Source organism: Microbacterium soli (assembly GCF_039539005.1).
GTDB classification, from domain to species: Bacteria; Actinomycetota; Actinomycetes; order Actinomycetales; family Microbacteriaceae; genus Microbacterium; species Microbacterium soli.
In genome coordinates this window covers 665,154-682,269 of record NZ_BAABCP010000001.1, presented here as the reverse complement: position 1 = coordinate 682,269, position 17,116 = coordinate 665,154, and the positions used below count along the sequence as shown (strand labels likewise).

The following is a 17,116-nucleotide window of genomic DNA, read 5'->3' as shown; positions in this document are numbered from 1 at the left end:
CCGTGGTCCGGGCGTCCGGCGGATACGATGGCATCCGTGACCGCAGCCACGAACCTGCCGCTGTCTCAGTACCGTGAGATCGACCGCGCCGACTGGGCGCGCCTGTCGGCGGGGCTGGACCAGCCGCTCAGCGAGACCGAGATCGTCGGCATCCGCGGCATCGGCGACCGTCTCAGCATGGACGAGGTGCGCGAGGTGTACCTGCCGCTGAGCCGCCTGCTGAGCCTGTACGCCTCGTCGATCCGGCGGCTGGGAGCGGCGACCAGCGCGTTCCTGCAGGAGGAGGATTCGACCACGCCGTTCGTCGTGGGCGTGGCCGGGTCCGTGGCGGTCGGCAAGTCGACCATCGCCCGGCTGCTGCGCGAGCTGATGAGCCGCTGGCCGGACACCCCGCGCGTGGAGCTCGTGACCACGGACGGGTTCCTCTACTCGAACGCCGAGCTGGAGCGCCGCGGGCTGATGGGGCGCAAGGGGTTCCCGGAGTCGTACGACCGCCGTGCGCTGATCTCCTTCCTCACGGAGGTCAAGAGCGGTGCGGCCGAGGTGCGCGCGCCGTTCTACTCGCACATCCGCTACGACATCGTCCCGGACGCGAACGTCGTCGTGCGCCGGCCCGACGTCGTCATCGTCGAGGGCCTCAACGTGCTGCAGCCGCCGCCCGCGCCCAACGACGTCGCGGTGAGCGACCTGTTCGACTTCTCGATCTACGTCGACGCCGACCCGAAGCACATCGAGCGCTGGTACACCGACCGGTTCCTCGCGCTGCGCGAGGGGGCGTTCAGCAACCCGTCGTCGTACTTCAACGTGTTCGCGCACCTCACGGACGAGGAGGCGGTGACCACGGCGCTCGGGTACTGGAACGACATCAACATGCCCAACCTCGTCGAGAACGTCATGCCGACCAAGCACCGTGCGACGCTGGTGCTGCGCAAGGGCGCCGACCATGCCGTGGAGAGCGTGCAGCTGCGGAAGGTCTGAGCCGAGGCCCTCCTGAACGGGGGCGGAGGATCGCGGCATTATTCTTGAACGCATGTGCGGAATCGTCGGATACGTGGGCCCGCGGCCCAGCCAGGACATCCTTCTCGCGGGCCTGGCCCGTCTCGAGTACCGCGGCTACGATTCGGCGGGGATCGCCGTCATCGACGAGAACGGCGCACTCGGGATGCGCAAGAAGGCGGGCAAGCTTGCCGTGCTGCGCGACTCGCTGGCGGATGCCGCACTCGCCGACGGCACGACGGGCATCGGACACACCCGCTGGGCCACGCACGGCGGCCCCACCGACGTGAACGCTCACCCGCATCTGGCGGATGACGGCCGGCTCGCCGTCATCCACAACGGCATCATCGAGAACTTCGCCGCGCTCCGCGCCGAGCTGGCCGCCGAGGGCGTGACCTTCCTCAGCGAGACCGACACCGAGGTCGCCGCCGCCCTCCTGGGGCGCGAGTACCGGGCATCCGGAGACCTGCGCACGGCGTTCCGTACGGTCGTGAACAGGCTCGAGGGGGCGTTCACGCTGCTGGCCGTGCACCAGGACGAGCCCGGTCTCGTCGTCGGCGCGCGCCGCAACTCGCCGCTGGTGATCGGCCTGGGCGAGGGGGAGAACTTCCTCGGCTCCGACGTCGCGGCGTTCGTCGAGCACACCCGCAGCGCCCTGGCCATCGGCCAGGACCAGATCGTCGCCATCACCCCGTCGGAGGTGACCGTCACCGACTTCGAGGGCAATGCCGTCGAGGCGCAGCCCTTCGAGGTCTCCTGGGACGCCGCTGCCGCGGAGAAGGGCGGCTGGTCGTCGTTCATGGCCAAGGAGGTCGCGGAGCAGCCCGAGGCCGTCGCGAACACCATCCGCGGGCGCATCCGCGGCGACCGGGTCGTCATCCCGGAGCTGGACGGTCTCGATGACCTGTTCTCCGGCATCAACCGTGTGATCATCACCGCCTGCGGCACCGCCGCATACTCGGCCATGGTCGGCAAGTACGCGATCGAGCAGTGGGCGCGGGTGCCCGTCGAGGTCGAGCTGGCCCACGAGTTCCGCTACCGCGATCCCGTGATCGGCGCGGAGACGCTGGTCGTCTCGATCAGTCAGTCCGGTGAGACCATGGACACCCTCATGGCCGTCAAGTACGCGCGCGAGCGCGGCGCCAGAACGCTGTCGGTGTGCAACACCCAGGGCGCGACCATCCCGCGGGAGTCGGATGCCGTGGTGTACACCCACGCAGGACCGGAGGTCGCCGTGGCATCGACGAAGGCCTTCTCCGCCCAGATCACCGCCCTGCTGCTGCTGGGCCTGCACATGGGCCGTGTGCGCGGCGTGCTGGCATCCGCCGCATCCGAGGTCGCCGAGCTGCAGAGCCTGCCCGAGAAGGTGGCGCACGTCCTCGCCGAGGAGAACGAGCACGTCTCGCAGCTGGCCGGCTGGATGGCCGACACCCGCTCGGTGCTGTTCCTCGGGCGCCACGTCGGCTACCCGATCGCGCTGGAGGGCGCCCTCAAGCTCAAGGAGATCTCGTACATCCACGCGGAGGGCTTCGCCGCAGGCGAGCTCAAGCACGGGCCGATCGCTCTGATCGAGCCCGGGCAGCCGGTGTTCGTGATCGTCCCGTCTCCGCGGCACTCGGCGCTCATCCACTCCAAGGTCGTCTCCAACATCCAGGAGATCCGCGCTCGCGGCGCCCGCGTGATCGTCGTGGCGGAGGAGGGGGATGCCGCCGTGCTGCCCTATGCCGATGAGGTCATCCGCATCCCGCTCGCCTCGCCGCTGTTCGAGTCGGTCCTGGCCGTCGTGCCCCTGCAGATCTTCGCCATGGCCCTCGCCACGGCGAGGGGGCTCGACGTGGATCAGCCGCGGAACCTCGCGAAGTCCGTCACCGTGGAGTGAACTTCGGGGATGCGGAGCCTCGCCGAACCCCGTTGCCGCGGCGGACTCCGCTGCAGCCGTGACCCCTCAAGGGGGCACTTTCAGTCAGAAGGGCACGACTTTCGACCAGGACTTTGCTAGACGAAAGTTGTATGCGATACTCGTATGGTCAGACTCATCCGGAGAGGCTGACACCGCCGTACCGATGCGATTCTGGGGATTCGCGTCGGAGCGATGACAGTGTGCGCTGGGGCGTGGGCTGTCGGGTGCGGCGACGTACGGCCACTTCTGGGGATGTGGTTCGACGGCTGGGGAGATGCTCTCACGCTTGTATGCGTACGTCGCCGCACTTTCCTCCCCCGCGGCGCAGCATCCTCCCGGCCCGACACCACCTCCCGGGCCGCCTGCGGTTCGGGGCACCGTGCTCCGGTGCACGCCGACACCCCGGCTAGGCTGATCGGGTGATCATCGGCACCGGTATCGACCTCGTGGACATCGCGCGGTTCGAGCGCTCGATCGCCCGCACGCCCCGCCTGCTGGAGCGGCTGTTCACGCCCGCGGAGCAGCGGCTGCGGCCGCGCTCGCTGGCGGCGAGGTACGCGGCCAAGGAGGCGCTGATCAAGGCGCTCGGCGGCAGCGACGGCGTGTACTGGAGCGAGATCGAGATCGCCTCGGAGCCCTCCGGTCGGCCGCGCTTCGCGCTCACCGGCTCCACGGCCGCGGTCGTCGAGGAGCGCGGCATCACCGACGTGCATCTGACCCTCACGCATGACGCCGGGCTGGCGGCCGCCTTCGTCGTCGCCGAGCGCAGCACGGCCACGGAACTCCAGGAGCGAGCATGACGTACCCGAACCCGTTCCGCGAGGCGGCCATCGACCTCGGCGCCGTCTCCGAGAACGTGCGGACCCTGCGCACCCTGACCGGCGTGCAGGTGATCGGCGTCGTCAAGGCCGACGGCTACGGCCACGGCGCGGCGGCCGTCGCCACCGCCGCACTCGCCGGCGGCGCCACGCGCCTGGGCACCGCCACGATCGAGGAGTCCCTCGCCCTGCGCCGCGCGGGCATCACCGCACCGCTGCTCGCCTGGCTACACGAACCGGGACGACGCTTCGACGACGCCGTCGAGGCGGGGATCGAGGTGGGCGTCTCCTCATGGGAGCAGCTCATCGCCGCATCCGAGGCGGCCCCGGCATCCATGCCCGCCGCCCCCGCACCCGTGCACCTCAAGGTCGACACCGGGCTGTCCCGCAACGGCGTCGCCGACGCCGACCTGGACCGCGTGCTGGCCGAGGCCGCACGGCTCGAGCGCATCGGCCGCATCCGCGTCGTGGGGATCTTCAGCCACCTCTCCGGAACCGGCGTCGAGGAGGACCTCGCCCAGCTGGCCCGGTACACGGAGGTCATCGCGAAGGCGGAGTCCTTCGGCATCCGTCCCGAGATCCGCCACCTCGCCGCGACAGCCGCTGCGATCAGCCTGCCGGAGGCGCGGCTGGATGCCGTGCGCATCGGCCTCGGGCTCTACGGCCTCTCCCCGTTCCCCGGGCGCAGCTCCGCCGACCTCGGCCTGCGCCCCGCGATGACGCTGCGGGCGTCGGTGGCGGCCGTGCGCCGCGTGCCCGCCGGATCCGGCGTCTCCTACGACTACGCGTACCGCTGCGAGCGGGAGACCACGCTCGCGCTCGTGCCGCTGGGGTACGCCGACGGCGTGCCCCGGCAGGCGTCCGGTCGAGGCCCGGTGCTCGTGGCCGGCCGGCCGCACACCGTCGCCGGGCGCGTGGCGATGGACCAGTTCGTCGTCGACGTGGGCGACGAGCAGGTGGCCGTCGGCGACGAGGTCGTGCTGTTCGGCGACCCGACGCGCGGGCATCCGGCGGCGACGGAGTGGGCGGATGCCGCGGGCACGATCAACTACGAGATCGTCACCCGCATCGGCGCCCGGGTGCCGCGCAGGACGGTGTCATGAGCATCGACCCCGCGTTCCTGGGGCGGCGGGAGATCGCGACGACGGATGCCATGGAGCACCTCGGCCTGCGCATCGGCGAGCAGCTCGGGGCGGGCGATCTCATCGTGCTGACCGGGCCGCTGGGCGCGGGCAAGACGACGTTCACGCGGGGGCTGGCATCCGGGCTCGGCGTGCGCGGGCCCGTGCAGAGCCCCACGTTCGTCATCGCCCGCACGCACCCCTCGCTGACCGGCGGCGCGCCGCTCGTGCACGTGGACGCGTACCGGCTCGCGTCCGCGGCGGAGCTCGACGACCTGGACATCGACTTCGCCCGGTCGGTGGTCGTCATCGAGTGGGGGCGCGACATGGCCGCGGCCGTCGCCGACGCGTGGTGGGACATCGAGATCGAGCGGCCGGTCGGTGGCGTGACCGAGCTCGCCGACGAGGAGCTGGATGCCGACGCGCCCCGATTCGTGACGATCGAGCACCGCGCCGCGCGACCCGTCACCCAGTGAGCACCAGGGCGGAGCCGACTACCCTGAGAGGGTGATTCTCGCCGTCGACACCTCGCTGGGCACCACCGTCGCCGTCATCGACGCCGACGGGCGCACCGTCGCCGAGGCCGCCTCGCCCGACCCGCTCGGGCATGCGGAGGTCATCGGCGATCTGCTCGCACAGGTCGCACGCCCGGGCATCACGCAGGTGGTCGCGGGCATGGGCCCCGGCCCCTTCACGGGCCTGCGGATCGGGATCGCCGCGGCGCGCACGTTCGCCCTCGGCCGCGGCATCCCCGTCATACCGGTCCCCAGCCACTACGCCGTCGCCGAGGCCGCCACGATCCCCGGCAGGTTCGCCGTCGTGACCGACGCGCGCCGCCGGGAGATCGCCGTGAGCGTCTTCGACGGCACGGATGCCGACGGCATCCCCAACCTCGTCGCGCCCACCCGGCTCGCCCCACACGGTGCCGAGCTGGAGGAGCCCGTGATCGAGACGGTCGAGCTCTCCGCCTCCGCTCTGGCCAGAGTCGGTGCGCGGGCGATCACCGCCGCGCGCACTCTCACCGGCGCGGAGCCGCTGTACCTGCGCTCGCCGGATGTCGTGCAGCCGGGCGCCCCGAAGCGGGTGAGCGCATGACGCTGCGCATCGCCACGGCGGGGGATCTCGGCGCGATCATGGCGCTCGAGCGCCGCAGCTTCCCCACCGACGCATGGAGCGAGCAGACCATGGCCGCCGAGCTTTCGGCCCCGCACAGCCACTACCTCGTGGACGAGCAGGACGGCGCGGTCGTCGGCTACGGCGGGCTGCGCGCGCTGCGCGGCGGACCGGATGCCGACATCCAGACCATCGCGCTCGACGAGACCGTCCGCGGGCAGGGGCGGGGGAGGGCGCTGCTGCGCGCGCTGATCGCCGAGGCCGTCGCCCGCGGCGCCCGCGAGCTGTTCCTGGAGGTGCGCGCCGACAACCCCGTCGCCGAGGGGCTCTACCGCTCGGAGGGGTTCACTGAACTCGGCCGCCGCGCCCACTACTATCAGCCCGACGACGTGGACGCCATCGTGATGCGGCTGGACCTGCGGGCGTGGGCGCCCACCGCCGCGCCCGGTGGAGAGGCGCCCGGCGACGAGGCGACGACCGTGCAGAGAGGCCCGCATGACGACTGAACCCCTGGTGCTGGGCATCGAGACCAGCTGCGACGAGACCGGCATCGGCATCGTGCGCGGCCGCCGGTTGCTGTCCAACACCATCGCCTCCAGCATGGACGAGCACGCCCGCTACGGCGGCGTCGTGCCCGAGGTCGCCGCCCGCGCGCATCTGGAGGCGCTGCAGCCGGCGATCGAGCAGGCGCTCGCCGAGGCGCAGGTGGGCCTCGACGACCTGGACGCCATCGCCGTCACGAGCGGACCGGGGCTCGCCGGGGCGCTCATGGTCGGCGTGGGAGCCGCGAAGGGCCTGGCCGTCTCGCTGGACAAGCCGCTGTACGCCGTGAACCACCTCGTCGGGCACATCGCCGCCGACATCCTCACCTCCGCCGACCACGAGTCGGAGCCGCTGGAGTACCCGACGATCGCGCTGCTGGTCAGCGGCGGGCACACCTCGCTGCTGCACGTGCGCGACCTGACGACGGATGTCGAGCTGCTCGGCGAGACCGTCGACGACGCGGCGGGCGAGGCGTTCGACAAGGTCGCGCGTCTGCTGGGTCTGCCCTATCCCGGCGGGCCGCAGATCGATCGGGCCGCTGTCGGCGGAGACCCGAGGGCCATCCGGTTCCCGCGCGGGCTGTCGAAGGCCTCCGATCTGGCCAGGCACCGCTACGACTTCTCGTTCTCCGGACTGAAGACCGCCGTCGCGCGCTGGATCGAGCGCGCCGAGGCGGCGGGTCAGGACATCCCCACCGCTGACGTCGCCGCGAGCTTCCGCGAGGCCGTCGTCGACGTGCTCGTCACGAAGGCGCTCGCCGCCTGCGAGGACCGCGGCGTGCCCCGACTGCTGCTGGGCGGCGGGGTGATCGCCAACCGTCGTCTGCGCGAGGTGGCGCTCGAGCGCGCCGAAGCGGCGGGCGTCACCGTGCGCATCCCGCCGCTGACGCTGTGCACCGACAACGGGGCCATGATCGCCGGCCTCGCTGCCGAGCTGATCACCGGCGGCCGGGATGCGTCGACCCTGGGCTTCGGCGCGGACTCGACCCTCCCGGTGACGCAGATCCAGGTGAGCCCGGCATGACCGACCCGCAGATCGAGGGGCCCACGCCCGAGGCGGTGAAGCCGCAGAGTGAGGCGTCGCTGCCCGGCGCGTCGAAGGGATACAGCCGGCTGCCCACGGCACCGGTGCCGGTGGCGCGGACGAACCGGGATCCGGATGCCGAGGGGTTCGCCGCCGCGTGGACGCCGGACGCCGATCCCACGCCGGTCGATGACGCGCGCCTGGCGCCCTGGGCGCTGTTCGCCGCGATCGTGGCGCTCGCGACCTCGATGTTCGTCGGCTGGGGGATCCCGGTGGCCGTCGTCGCCGTGGTCGCCGCGGTGATGTCGCTGCGCCGTCCGATCGAGAACCGCGAGGTCGCCACCTGGGCGCTCGTGCTGGGACTGTGCGCGACCCTGTTCAGTGCAGGATGGCTGATCTGGGCGACGATGCAGTTCGAGACGCTGGGGTGAGGGATGCCGGATGCCCGCGACGCCGCCAGGCGGCGTGAGCTTCAACGCCGGGCCTACGCACCCGGGGGGACGCTCAGCGACGCCGAGCTGGCCGAGCTGCACGACCTCGACAACAGGGCGCGGCCGGCCGCGCCTGCGTCTGCTGTCCCGGACCCTGTCCGCACTGCGGGCCCTTCTCCCTCCGAGGATGTGTCGCCTATGGTCGCTTCCGACCCCTCGGACGCGGCGATGCGCGCCGCACGAGCGGAGGGGGCCGGAGAGCGGGACGCCGGTGGAGACGGCGAGAACGTTGCGGAGCCCGCGAAGCATGCGGCGCCGAGGCGCGGCATCCGTCGCCTGCTCGTCCCCGCCGTCGCCGTCCTCGCGGCGCTGCTGGGACTCGCCATCGGCGGGGTCGCCTTCGGCGGGTCGGACGGCCCGCGTCTGGACGCCGTCCAGCAGGACGCGTGGGCGCAGCTGGAGGCGTCCGGCCGATACGACGCGGGCAGCCTGCAGCTGATGGGCGGCGACTACGGCGTCGACGCCTGGCGGGGCTCCCGCGACGACGGCGGGCTCGACTGCCTCATCCTCACCCGCGCGGAGGTCGAGCCGGCTTCCGCCTGCCTGCCGTCGGATGCCGCGGGCCCGCAGGCTGGGCCGTCGGCCCTGCAGACGATGATCCACTACACCGGCGACGACGGCGAGGTCTCGCTGTGGGCGGTTCTGTCTCACGACATCGCGGGCACGCCCGTCGTCAGGATCACGCGGGAGACCGTGAACGGGGAGTTCGACTGGCGCTCGCAGTTCGACGGCGTCGAGCTCGAGCAGGCCGAGCTGCTCGTGAGTGCGGGCTTCGAGGGGGCCACCCTGGGGGTCGCCGGCTACGACGGGGATCAACCGGTCTGGACGGGGGCGCAGGGCCGCGTATCCCGTGTGGCCATCGTGAACGGCGGCGAGCTGATCGTCTCCGGCGACGAACCGCGGCCGTCGGAGACCCTCGTGGTGGAGCTGGTCGTCGGCACCACCACCTACAGCGTCGACATGGGCGGTCGCTACGGTCCGCAGCTGCGGATCAGCCGCCCCGGGGCGGTGGGTGGATGATCTCGGGAGCGGATGCCGATCGCCTGCGCGAGCTGCAGCGACGCGCCTTCGCGCCCGGCGGCGGGCTGACGGCGGAAGAGGCGGAGGAGCTGCGGATGCTGACGGCGCCGCGGAGCGAGGATGCGAGCGCGCCGGCCCCGGAGCACTCGCCGGAAGAGAATCCGCAGGAGGGGCGCCCGTCTGAGGGGCGCCCGTCTGAGGGGCGCCCACCGGAGCAGCCGGCTCAGCCCGGCATCCGTCGGCGCTCCCGTCTGCTGATCCCCCTGGTCGCCGTCGTCGCGCTCGTGCTCGGCCTCGGCATCGCCCGCCTGGTCTTCTCGCCAGAGGCGCCCGCCGGGCCACCTGAGATGACGGCCGCGCAGCAGCAGCTCCAGGGCGAGCTCGACGCGCAGGGCGACTTCGACCCCGGATCGCTCGCTTTCGCGGGCGAGAAGCAGGGCGCCGCCGTGTGGACGGCCGCGCGCGATGGGGATCGCTGCGTGGTCATGGTCGTCGGCGAGGAGCACGGCATCCAGTGCGACGATCCCGAGCGCGGCAGCTTCGGCAACGGGATCATCGCCACGCAGGTGGAACGGGCCACGGACGACGCGGTCACGTACTACACGGCCTATCTCGCCCGGGTGGTGTCCGGAGAATGGGCCGTGATGCTCGAGCGCTGGGACATGGGCCCGGAAACCGCGTGGATCCACCAGTACTCCGACCAGGAGCGCGCACTCCTGCGCGTGCTGGAGGACGAGGGGTTCGGCCTCCGGAACCTGAGCATCGTCGGCTACGACGGCGACCTGCCCGTGTTCGTGTCGACGGGCGACGAGCAGTGCGTGGCGGTCGTCGACCCCGACACGCTCGTCGCGGACCGCAGCTGCTCGCCCTCGCGCGAAGGCACGACGCTCGCCGAGGGGACGGTCGAGCTCGGGCACGGGCACAGCCTGTACAGCGTGACCTGGACGAGGTGGCGTGGCCCGATCCTCACGATCACCGAGCTCACGAAGCGTGCGAACGTCGTCGGCTGCGATGCCCCGACGGGCGCCTGCACGGCCATCGACGACAGGACCGGCGACATCGGCTGACCGGTGCGGACCGGCGTCCGGTCGGCCGGTCGGGCCGGTCGTGGTGCGTGTCAGACCCGGTCGGCGAGGATCGCGATGCGGCCCTCGGGAGTGCGCGTGAGGATCAGCACGGCCTCCTGCGAGCCGCGCAGGCTGAGCCTCTTCCGGAACGTCGCGGGGTCGATGTCCATCCCGCGCTTCTTGATCTCCAGACGGCCGATGTCATGGGCGCGCAGCGCCGCGTTGATGGTCTTCGCATGCGCGGGCATGGTCTCGCGCACCCGGAACGACTGCACGAACGGGCTCGTCACCGCGGAGTCCCCCGTGAGATACGCGATCCTCCCATCGAGCATGCCGGCCTCCAGCATCCGCCCCGCGTCGCCGATGAGACGCGCGCGGATCACCGCCCCGTCGGGCTCGTGCAGGAAGGCGCCGAGGGCGCGCACCGGCACGTCCTCGGCATCCGCCGCTGCCGTCAGCTCGTGCGACCGTCCGCCGGAGACGACGAGTGCCGCGCGCCGGACACCCTCGCGGGCGAGCGGGCCGCTCCACAGCACCAGCTCGACCACGCTGCCGTCGACGCTCACCCACTGCGCCTCGACGTCGTGGGGGATGAGATCGCGGTCCATCCCCGGCCCCAGCTTGATGCCGGTCGGGTGCGTGCGCGCGACGTCGAGGCACCAGCCCAGTCCCGGCGACCAGTCGGATGCCGCCAGCCGACGCGTCTCGCTGTGCCCGGCCGTGCGGCGGGCCGGGTCCAGCCACACCGCCCGCGTGCCCGGGTGCGTCGCCGGGCCCGCGTCCACGGCGTCCTCGGCGAAGCCCCTGCGCACGTCGACATCCTCTCCGAAAGGAGCCAGGTTGTACGCCGCGATGCCCGCGGTCACCTCGTCAGCGTCCATCGCCGTGACCTTCAGTCCCGCGCCGGCGAAGGCCAGGCTGTCGCCGCCGATCCCGCAGCCCAGGTCGGCGACCTCGGTGATGCCGGCCTGCCGCATGCGGGCCGCGTGCAGGGAAGCGACGTTCAGCCTGGTGGCCTGTTCGAGACCGGCCCGGGTGAACAGCATCCGTGCGGCGAACTCACCGAACTTCGCCTGCGCTCGCGCGCGCAGATGCGCCTGCCCGACCACCGCGGAGACCAGGTCGGGGGAGTGCCCGGCGGCGCGCAGCCGCGACACGGCGCGGGTCGCTTCCGCGGAGGAGCCGATCGATCCCAGCTCGTCGAGCAGGTCGAGTCCTTCGTGGGTGAGCAGCGCCGTCAGCTCGGAGATCTCCACCGTGCAAGCCTATGTCCGGCGCGTCCGGTCGCCTCCTTGACGCGGAGGCGACGACCCGCGACAGGGGAACCGGAACGCGAAGAACTGGCACTCGCATTGCGTGAGTGCCAGCGCACGGCCTACACTGGAGTTAGCACCCTCGGCATGAGAGTGCTAACAGTCTTCTGATCTCAGTCACGAAAGAAGAGGTACACCGTGTCGGTTTCCATCAAGCCGCTCGAGGACCGCATCGTCATCCAGCAGGTCGAGGCAGAGCAGACCACCGCCAGCGGTCTGGTCATCCCCGACACCGCCAAGGAGAAGCCCCAGGAGGGCGAGGTCGTGGCAGTGGGCCCCGGCCGCATCGACGACAACGGCAACCGCGTTCCGCTCGACGTCGCCGTGGGCGACCGCGTGCTCTACAGCAAGTACGGCGGAACCGAGGTGAAGTTCGGCGCTGACGAGTATCTCGTGCTCTCGGCCCGCGACGTCCTCGCGGTCGTCGTCCGCTGACGTTCTGACGCAAGTCCTCGAGGGGTCCGGATGCTGAGCATCCGGACCCCTCGTCGTCCCCGGGGCGTACGGCGGGGCCGCGCCGTTAGGCTTGGGCGGTGAGCACGAGATCCGCAGGCGCCCTGTACACGATCGGCGCCTACCTGCTGTGGGGCGTGTTCCCGCTGTACTTCATCGTGCTCGCCCCCACCGGGCCGTTCGAGGTGGTCGCCTGGCGGCTGCTGCTGACGCTCGTGTTCTGCATCCTGCTGCTGGCCGTCACGCGCGGGTGGGGGAGGCTGCGCGCCATCCGGCGGCAGCCGAGGCTGCTGGCGCTCAGTGCGCTCGCCGGCGCCCTCATCTACATCAACTGGCAGGTCTTCGTGATCGCCGCCATGAGCGAACAGGTCGTCGAGACCAGCCTGGGCTACTTCATCAACCCGATCTTCACGGTGCTGCTGGGCGTGCTCGTGCTGCACGAGCGCATCCGCCTCGCCCAGTGGATCGCGATCGGCATCGCCGCCGTCGCCGTCGCCGTGATCATCGTCGCCTACGGCTCCTTCCCGTGGATCGCGCTGTCGCTCACGGTCTCGTTCGGCCTGTACGGTCTGGTCAAGAAGAAGCTGGGGGTCGCGGTGGACGCCGTCAGCGGCCTGACCCTGGAGTCCTTCTGGCTCATCCCGATCGCCGCCGTCATCCTCCTCGTCGTCGGTCAGGGCGACGGGATCACGATGGGCACGGTCAGTCCGCTGCACACCGTGCTGCTGTCGTGCGCGGGCATCGCGACGGCGGTGCCGCTGCTGCTGTTCGCCGCGGGCACGAGGCGTGTGGACCTGTCGCTGGTCGGCATGATCCAGTTCATCACGCCGATCCTGCAGTTCCTGCTGGGCTGGGCGGTGCTGGGCGAGCCGATGCCCGCCGAGCGCTGGATCGGGTTCGTCCTCGTGTGGGTCGCGATGGCGGTGTTCATCACCGACCTCGTCGTGCAGAAGAGCCGTGGCCGGCGCGCGGAGCCCGCGCGGCTGGTGTGACGCCCGCACGGCCGGCGCGAACCCCTCGCGTCCGGTGTCGGCGATCGCCCAGCGGATCGTTAGGCGACCGAGACACGTCCGGTTACAGGTCCGGCCGCGGAACCGAATAGGCTGAAACACATCCGAAGGTGGTAATCCACGTTCAGTTACGCAAGGGAGCAACATGAACGCATTGAGGAGCTCGCGATCGGCGAGAATCTTCGCGGGGATCGCGCTGCTCAGCGCCTCCGCAATGGTGGTCGCGGGCTGCAGCAGCACGCCTGCCGAGACCCCGGACGGCAATGACGGCGGTGACGCGAAGCCCGCTGCGGACCTCACGCTCAAGCTCGGGTCGCTGCTTCCGGTGACCGGGCAGCTGGCCTTCCTCGGGGCGCCGATGGAAGCCGGCGTCCAGCTGGCCGTCGACCAGATCAACGAGGCGGATGCGGGTATCACCGTCGACGTGTCCAACGCCGATGAGGGCGACCTCGACAACAAGGCGTACGAGACCTCGATCACCAAGCTCCAGGGCGAGGGCATCAACGCGCTCGTCGGCGCCGCGTCGTCGAGCGTCAGCAAGCTGATCCTCGACAGCAACGTCAACGCGGGCATCGTCATGGTCTCCCCGTCGAACACCTCTGCCGAGTTCACGGGCATCAACGACCTGTACTTCCGCACGGCGCCGAGCGACAACCTGCAGGGCGAGGTGCTGGCCAACGAGATCGCCGAGGACGGCGCCACCACCCTCGGCATCATCTACCAGAACGACCCGTACGGCACCGGTCTGGCAGAGGCCATCAAGAACACGTTCGAGGGAGCGGGCGGCAAGGTCGTCGCCGAGGCGTCGTACAACCAGGGCGACGGGCAGTTCAACGCGCAGGTCTCCGAGATCGCCGCGGCGAACCCCGAGGCCGTCGCCATCGTCTCCTATGAGCAGTTCAAGACCATCGGCCCACTGCTGGGGGCGGCCGGAGTCGACACCAGCAAGCTGTACCTCGTCGACGGGAACCTCTCGAACTACGAGAAGGACAACCTGTCGATCAACCTCGAGGGCTCGAAGGGCACCCGCGCGGGCGCGGAGCTTCCTGACGACTTCCTCGAGCAGCTGAACGCCGCATGGACCGCCGCGGGCAACGACAAGATCAACGACCTCACGTACTCGGCTGAGGCCTACGACGCGGTCATCCTCATCGCGCTGGCGGCTCTGCAGGCCGGCTCGGTCGAGGGTGCGGACATCGCCGGTGAGATGGTCGCCGTCTCCGGCGGCACCGAGGGCGGCACGCCGTGCACCACGTTCGCCGAGTGCGCCGACATCATCAACGGCGGTGGCCAGGCCGACTACGACGGTCTCTCCGGCAAGGTCACGTTCGACGAGAACCACGACCCGACCGGTGCCGCCATCGGCGTGTACCAGTACGGCGCCGACAACAACAACACGCGCATCAAGTAACACGCGCAGCAGAAGGGGCCCGGATGCATGGCATCCGGGCCCCTTCTCCTCTGCTCTGCGGCGAACGACCTACGCGGCGTCGTCCTGCCCGAGGGTGCCGAGGTACAGCCCGATGACCTTCGGGTCCTCCAGCAGCTCGCGGCCGGTGCCCTCGTAGGCGTCCTTGCCCTGGTCGAGCACGTAGCCGCGGTCGCAGATCTGCAGGCAGCGCCGGGCGTTCTGCTCGACCATGATCGTCGTGACGCCGGCCTTGTTGATGTCGGAGACGCGGATGAACGCGTCGTCCTGACGCACGGGCGACAGGCCGGCCGACGGCTCGTCCAGCAGCAGCACCGACGGATCCATCATGAGCGCCCGCGACATCGCCACCATCTGGCGCTCACCGCCGGAGAGCGATCCCGCGCGCTGCTTGAGCCGCTTGCCCAGCTCTTCGAAGATCCCGGTGACGAACTCCAGCCGCTCCTCGTAGATCTTCGGGTTCTGGTACAGGCCCATCTGCAGGTTCTCGGCGATGGTCAGCGAGGGGAAGACGTTGTTCGTCTGCGGCACGAACGCCACGCCGCGCTGCACGAGCCGGTCGGCCTTGAGCCCGACGATGCTCTCGCCCTTGACGGTGATGTCCCCGCCGCGCACGTGCACCATCCCGAAGATGGACTTCAGCAGCGTCGACTTGCCTGCGCCGTTCGGCCCGATGATGCCGATCAGCTCGCCCTTGCGGGCGACGAGATTCGCGCCGTTGAGGATGTTGACTCCGGGCAGATACCCGGCGTGGACGTCGGTCAGCTCGACGATCACCTCGTCGCTGAGCGCCGCCGCCTGTGCGGCGCCGGTCGGGGCGTCGGTCATGGCCTGTCTCCTTCGTCCTCGATCTCCGCGCTGGCCTCGGCCTCGATCCTCTCGCGCACCTTCACCGCCGCCGTGTCCGTGCCGGACACGGCGATGCGCCCGGTCACCGCGCCGAGGTCGACGTCCTGGTGGGCGCCGAGGTACGCGTCCACCACGGCAGGCTCCTCCATGACGGCCTCCGGCGGGCCCTCCGCCACGACACGGCCCTCCGCCATCACGACGACCCAGTCGGCGATATGGCGCACCATGTGCATGTCGTGTTCGACGAACAGCACCGTCATCCCCTGATCCTTCAGATCCAGGATGTGGTCCAGCAGCGACTGCGTGAGAGCCGGGTTGACGCCTGCCATCGGCTCATCGAGCATCACCAGCGTCGGGTCGCTCATGAGCGCGCGCGCCATCTCCAGGAGCTTGCGCTGACCGCCCGACAGTGAGGCCGCGAAGTCGGACTCCTTGGCGTCCAGCTTGAACCGCTTGAGCAGGCCCTTGGCCTTCTCCTCGATCTCCGCCTCCTGCCTGCGCCACAGGAACGGCAGGATGCTCGCCCAGAACCCCTCGCCGATCTGGTGCGGCGCGCCGAGCTTCATGTTCTCCAGCACCGACAGCAGCGACAGCGACTTCGTGAGCTGGAACGTGCGCACCTGACCCATGCGGGCGACCTTGAACGAGGGTACGCCCGCGAGATTGCGCCCGTCGAAGGACCACTTGCCGGCGTTGGGCCGGTCGAAGCCGCACAGCAGGTTGAACAGGGTGGTCTTGCCCGCGCCGTTCGGGCCGATGAGGGCCGTGATCGCGTGACGCGGGATCTCCAGGTGGTCGATGTCGACGGCCGCCAGGCCGCCGAAGCGGCGTTCCACGCCGTCGACGATGAGGATGGGGTCGACCTTGGGGACGCCCGGTGCGGCGGGTCCGGTCGCCAGGCCCGTGGTCTTCGGACGGCGGATGCTGCCGGTGGGCGTCTCCGCGACGTCGGCGGTGTTCTGGCTCTGGTCCGAGCCCTGATTCTCAGCGGACAAAGGTCATCTCCCTCTTGTCTCCGAGGATTCCCTGCGGGCGGAAGATCACCAGCAGCATGAGCACGACACCGGCGAAGATCCAGTTGACGACGGCGGCCTGGGTCTCGGTGATCGGGAGGAACCCGGCCGCGGCCGCCTGCGGCAGCAGGTTCCCGAGGAACGAGAACACCATCCAGAACAGCACGGCGCCCAGCGTCGGGCCGAGCACGGTGGCGGCGCCGCCGAGCAGCAGGATCGTCCACAGGAAGAACGTCAGCGAGGTGGAGTAGCTGCCCGGCTGCACCGAGGAGGGCAGCACGAAGATGACGCCGCCCATCGCGCCGATGACACCGCCGATGATGAGCGCCTGCATCTTGTAGGCGAAGACGTTCTTGCCCAGCGACCGCACGGCGTCCTCATCCTCGCGGATGCCCTTGAGCACACGGCCCCACGGGCTGCGCATGAGCGCCCACACCAGCAGGATCGCCAGCACCAGGACGATCAGGCCGAAGACCCGATCCCAGAGCTGCCCGGCGGTGTAGGTGAACGGTCCGAAACCGTACGTGCCCGGCGGGATGGGGTTCATGTCGGTGAACCCGCCGGCCTGGTTGTAGCCGGTCAGGCCCCCCGCGGAGTTGGTGTACTCCTTGAAGAGCTCGGTCTGGAACAGCAGGCGCACGATCTCAGCCGTCGCGATCGTCGCGATGGCGAGATAGTCGGCGCGCAGGCGCAGGGTCGGGATGCCCAGGACCAGTGCGCACAGCACGCCGCCCAGCATGCCGATGATCATGCCCATCCACCACGGCAGCCCGAAGGACAGCACGGGGATCGCGTACCCGTAGGCGCCGACGGCCATGAACGCGGCCATGCCGAAGTTCAGCAGGCCCGCATATCCGAAGTGCACGGCAAGGCCCGTGGCGGCCAGCGCGTAGGCGATCGTGACGGGGTGGAACAGGTAGACCAGGGTGTTGCCGAAGATGCTTCCGAAATCCATGC

The 17,116-nt window shown here is 70.7% G+C and carries 18 protein-coding genes; 14 read left to right on the top strand and 4 right to left on the bottom strand.

The genetic code is table 11. From position 1 onward, the window contains the following. Window positions 1-27 precede the first annotated feature (27 nt). The 11 genes from coaA (at window position 28) to ABD770_RS03105 (ending at window position 10,092) form a co-directional block, all read left to right on the top strand. Window positions 28-978 (top strand): type I pantothenate kinase, encoded by a 951-nt coding sequence (gene coaA / locus ABD770_RS03155; RefSeq protein ID WP_344818045.1) that lies wholly within the window; start codon window positions 28-30, stop codon window positions 976-978. 52 nt (window positions 979-1,030) lie between these two features. Continuing rightward, entirely contained in the window at window positions 1,031-2,875 is a 1,845-nt protein-coding gene (glmS, locus tag ABD770_RS03150; protein WP_344818044.1) for a glutamine--fructose-6-phosphate transaminase (isomerizing), read from the top strand. A gap of 440 nt (window positions 2,876-3,315) precedes the next feature. Then, window positions 3,316-3,696 (top strand): holo-ACP synthase, encoded by a 381-nt coding sequence (locus ABD770_RS03145; protein ID WP_344818042.1) that lies wholly within the window; start codon window positions 3,316-3,318, stop codon window positions 3,694-3,696. Further along, a complete protein-coding gene (gene alr / locus ABD770_RS03140; protein ID WP_344818041.1) occupies window positions 3,693-4,817 on the top strand; it encodes an alanine racemase in 1,125 nt (374 codons plus the stop codon). Before ABD770_RS03145 ends, alr begins: the two co-directional genes overlap by 4 nt. After that, on the top strand, window positions 4,814-5,311 hold the full coding sequence (gene tsaE / locus ABD770_RS03135) for a tRNA (adenosine(37)-N6)-threonylcarbamoyltransferase complex ATPase subunit type 1 TsaE (RefSeq protein WP_344818040.1): 498 nt from the start codon (window positions 4,814-4,816) through the stop codon (window positions 5,309-5,311). Before alr ends, tsaE begins: the two co-directional genes overlap by 4 nt. A 31-nt stretch (window positions 5,312-5,342) precedes the next feature. Next, window positions 5,343-5,930 (top strand): tRNA (adenosine(37)-N6)-threonylcarbamoyltransferase complex dimerization subunit type 1 TsaB, encoded by a 588-nt coding sequence (gene tsaB, locus ABD770_RS03130; protein WP_344818039.1) that lies wholly within the window; start codon window positions 5,343-5,345, stop codon window positions 5,928-5,930. Then, window positions 5,927-6,454 carry a ribosomal protein S18-alanine N-acetyltransferase gene (gene rimI / locus ABD770_RS03125; RefSeq protein ID WP_344818038.1) on the top strand — a complete coding sequence of 176 codons (528 nt, stop codon included), beginning with the start codon at window positions 5,927-5,929 and terminating at the stop codon, window positions 6,452-6,454. Before tsaB ends, rimI begins: the two co-directional genes overlap by 4 nt. Beyond that, window positions 6,444-7,514 carry a tRNA (adenosine(37)-N6)-threonylcarbamoyltransferase complex transferase subunit TsaD gene (gene tsaD, locus ABD770_RS03120; protein ID WP_344818037.1) on the top strand — a complete coding sequence of 357 codons (1,071 nt, stop codon included), beginning with the start codon at window positions 6,444-6,446 and terminating at the stop codon, window positions 7,512-7,514. Before rimI ends, tsaD begins: the two co-directional genes overlap by 11 nt. Then, window positions 7,511-7,945 (top strand): hypothetical protein, encoded by a 435-nt coding sequence (locus tag ABD770_RS03115; protein WP_344818036.1) that lies wholly within the window; start codon window positions 7,511-7,513, stop codon window positions 7,943-7,945. The genes tsaD and ABD770_RS03115 overlap by 4 nt, the downstream gene beginning before the upstream one ends. A 198-nt stretch (window positions 7,946-8,143) precedes the next feature. Then, window positions 8,144-9,025 carry a hypothetical protein gene (locus ABD770_RS03110; protein ID WP_344818035.1) on the top strand — a complete coding sequence of 294 codons (882 nt, stop codon included), beginning with the start codon at window positions 8,144-8,146 and terminating at the stop codon, window positions 9,023-9,025. Next, complete coding sequence (locus tag ABD770_RS03105; protein WP_344818033.1) at window positions 9,022-10,092, top strand: hypothetical protein; 1,071 nt, start codon at window positions 9,022-9,024, stop codon at window positions 10,090-10,092. Before ABD770_RS03110 ends, ABD770_RS03105 begins: the two co-directional genes overlap by 4 nt. Window positions 10,093-10,142: 50 nt before the next feature. Here ABD770_RS03105 and ABD770_RS03100 read toward each other — a convergent pair whose 3' ends face one another. Further along, window positions 10,143-11,348, bottom strand: a complete 1,206-nt coding sequence (locus ABD770_RS03100) for a THUMP-like domain-containing protein (RefSeq protein ID WP_344818032.1) — start codon at window positions 11,346-11,348, stop codon at window positions 10,143-10,145. A 195-nt stretch (window positions 11,349-11,543) separates the two neighbouring features. Between ABD770_RS03100 and groES the strand changes: the two genes are divergently transcribed. The 3 genes from groES (at window position 11,544) to ABD770_RS03085 (ending at window position 14,279) form a co-directional block, all read left to right on the top strand. Further along, the gene (gene groES, locus ABD770_RS03095) at window positions 11,544-11,840 is read left to right on the top strand and encodes a co-chaperone GroES (protein WP_067242196.1); all 297 of its coding nucleotides are present in this window, start codon (window positions 11,544-11,546) and stop codon (window positions 11,838-11,840) included. Window positions 11,841-11,938: 98 nt separating this feature from the next. Continuing rightward, complete coding sequence (gene rarD, locus ABD770_RS03090; protein WP_344818031.1) at window positions 11,939-12,850, top strand: EamA family transporter RarD; 912 nt, start codon at window positions 11,939-11,941, stop codon at window positions 12,848-12,850. 163 nt (window positions 12,851-13,013) lie between these two features. After that, a complete protein-coding gene (locus ABD770_RS03085; RefSeq protein WP_344818030.1) occupies window positions 13,014-14,279 on the top strand; it encodes an ABC transporter substrate-binding protein in 1,266 nt (421 codons plus the stop codon). 69 nt (window positions 14,280-14,348) lie between these two features. On the opposite strand, the gene ABD770_RS03080 is transcribed toward ABD770_RS03085, so the two are convergent. From ABD770_RS03080 to ABD770_RS03070, 3 genes are all read right to left on the bottom strand, one after another. Then, window positions 14,349-15,125, bottom strand: a complete 777-nt coding sequence (locus ABD770_RS03080; protein WP_344818029.1) for an ABC transporter ATP-binding protein — start codon at window positions 15,123-15,125, stop codon at window positions 14,349-14,351. After that, a complete protein-coding gene (locus tag ABD770_RS03075; protein ID WP_344819859.1) occupies window positions 15,122-16,069 on the bottom strand; it encodes an ABC transporter ATP-binding protein in 948 nt (315 codons plus the stop codon). Before ABD770_RS03075 ends, ABD770_RS03080 begins: the two co-directional genes overlap by 4 nt. A gap of 61 nt (window positions 16,070-16,130) precedes the next feature. Then, window positions 16,131-17,114 carry a branched-chain amino acid ABC transporter permease gene (locus ABD770_RS03070; protein ID WP_344818028.1) on the bottom strand — a complete coding sequence of 328 codons (984 nt, stop codon included), beginning with the start codon at window positions 17,112-17,114 and terminating at the stop codon, window positions 16,131-16,133. Window positions 17,115-17,116 lie beyond the last annotated feature (2 nt).

Excerpts from the sequence above, each read along its gene's own strand:
- ABD770_RS03105 (WP_344818033.1), top strand. The coding sequence starts at position 9,022 with ATGATCTCGGGAGCGGATGCCGATCGCCTGCGCGAGCTGCAGCGACGC.
- rimI (WP_344818038.1), top strand. The coding sequence starts at position 5,927 with ATGACGCTGCGCATCGCCACGGCGGGGGATCTCGGCGCGATCATGGCG.
- ABD770_RS03070 (WP_344818028.1), bottom strand. The coding sequence starts at position 17,114 with ATGGATTTCGGAAGCATCTTCGGCAACACCCTGGTCTACCTGTTCCAC.
- tsaD (WP_344818037.1), top strand. The coding sequence starts at position 6,444 with ATGACGACTGAACCCCTGGTGCTGGGCATCGAGACCAGCTGCGACGAG.
- ABD770_RS03080 (WP_344818029.1), bottom strand. The coding sequence starts at position 15,125 with ATGACCGACGCCCCGACCGGCGCCGCACAGGCGGCGGCGCTCAGCGAC.
- coaA (WP_344818045.1), top strand. The coding sequence starts at position 28 with ATGGCATCCGTGACCGCAGCCACGAACCTGCCGCTGTCTCAGTACCGT.
- alr (WP_344818041.1), top strand. The coding sequence starts at position 3,693 with ATGACGTACCCGAACCCGTTCCGCGAGGCGGCCATCGACCTCGGCGCC.
- glmS (WP_344818044.1), top strand. The coding sequence starts at position 1,031 with ATGTGCGGAATCGTCGGATACGTGGGCCCGCGGCCCAGCCAGGACATC.
- ABD770_RS03110 (WP_344818035.1), top strand. The coding sequence starts at position 8,144 with ATGGTCGCTTCCGACCCCTCGGACGCGGCGATGCGCGCCGCACGAGCG.
- ABD770_RS03115 (WP_344818036.1), top strand. The coding sequence starts at position 7,511 with ATGACCGACCCGCAGATCGAGGGGCCCACGCCCGAGGCGGTGAAGCCG.
- tsaE (WP_344818040.1), top strand. The coding sequence starts at position 4,814 with ATGAGCATCGACCCCGCGTTCCTGGGGCGGCGGGAGATCGCGACGACG.
- ABD770_RS03085 (WP_344818030.1), top strand. The coding sequence starts at position 13,014 with ATGAACGCATTGAGGAGCTCGCGATCGGCGAGAATCTTCGCGGGGATC.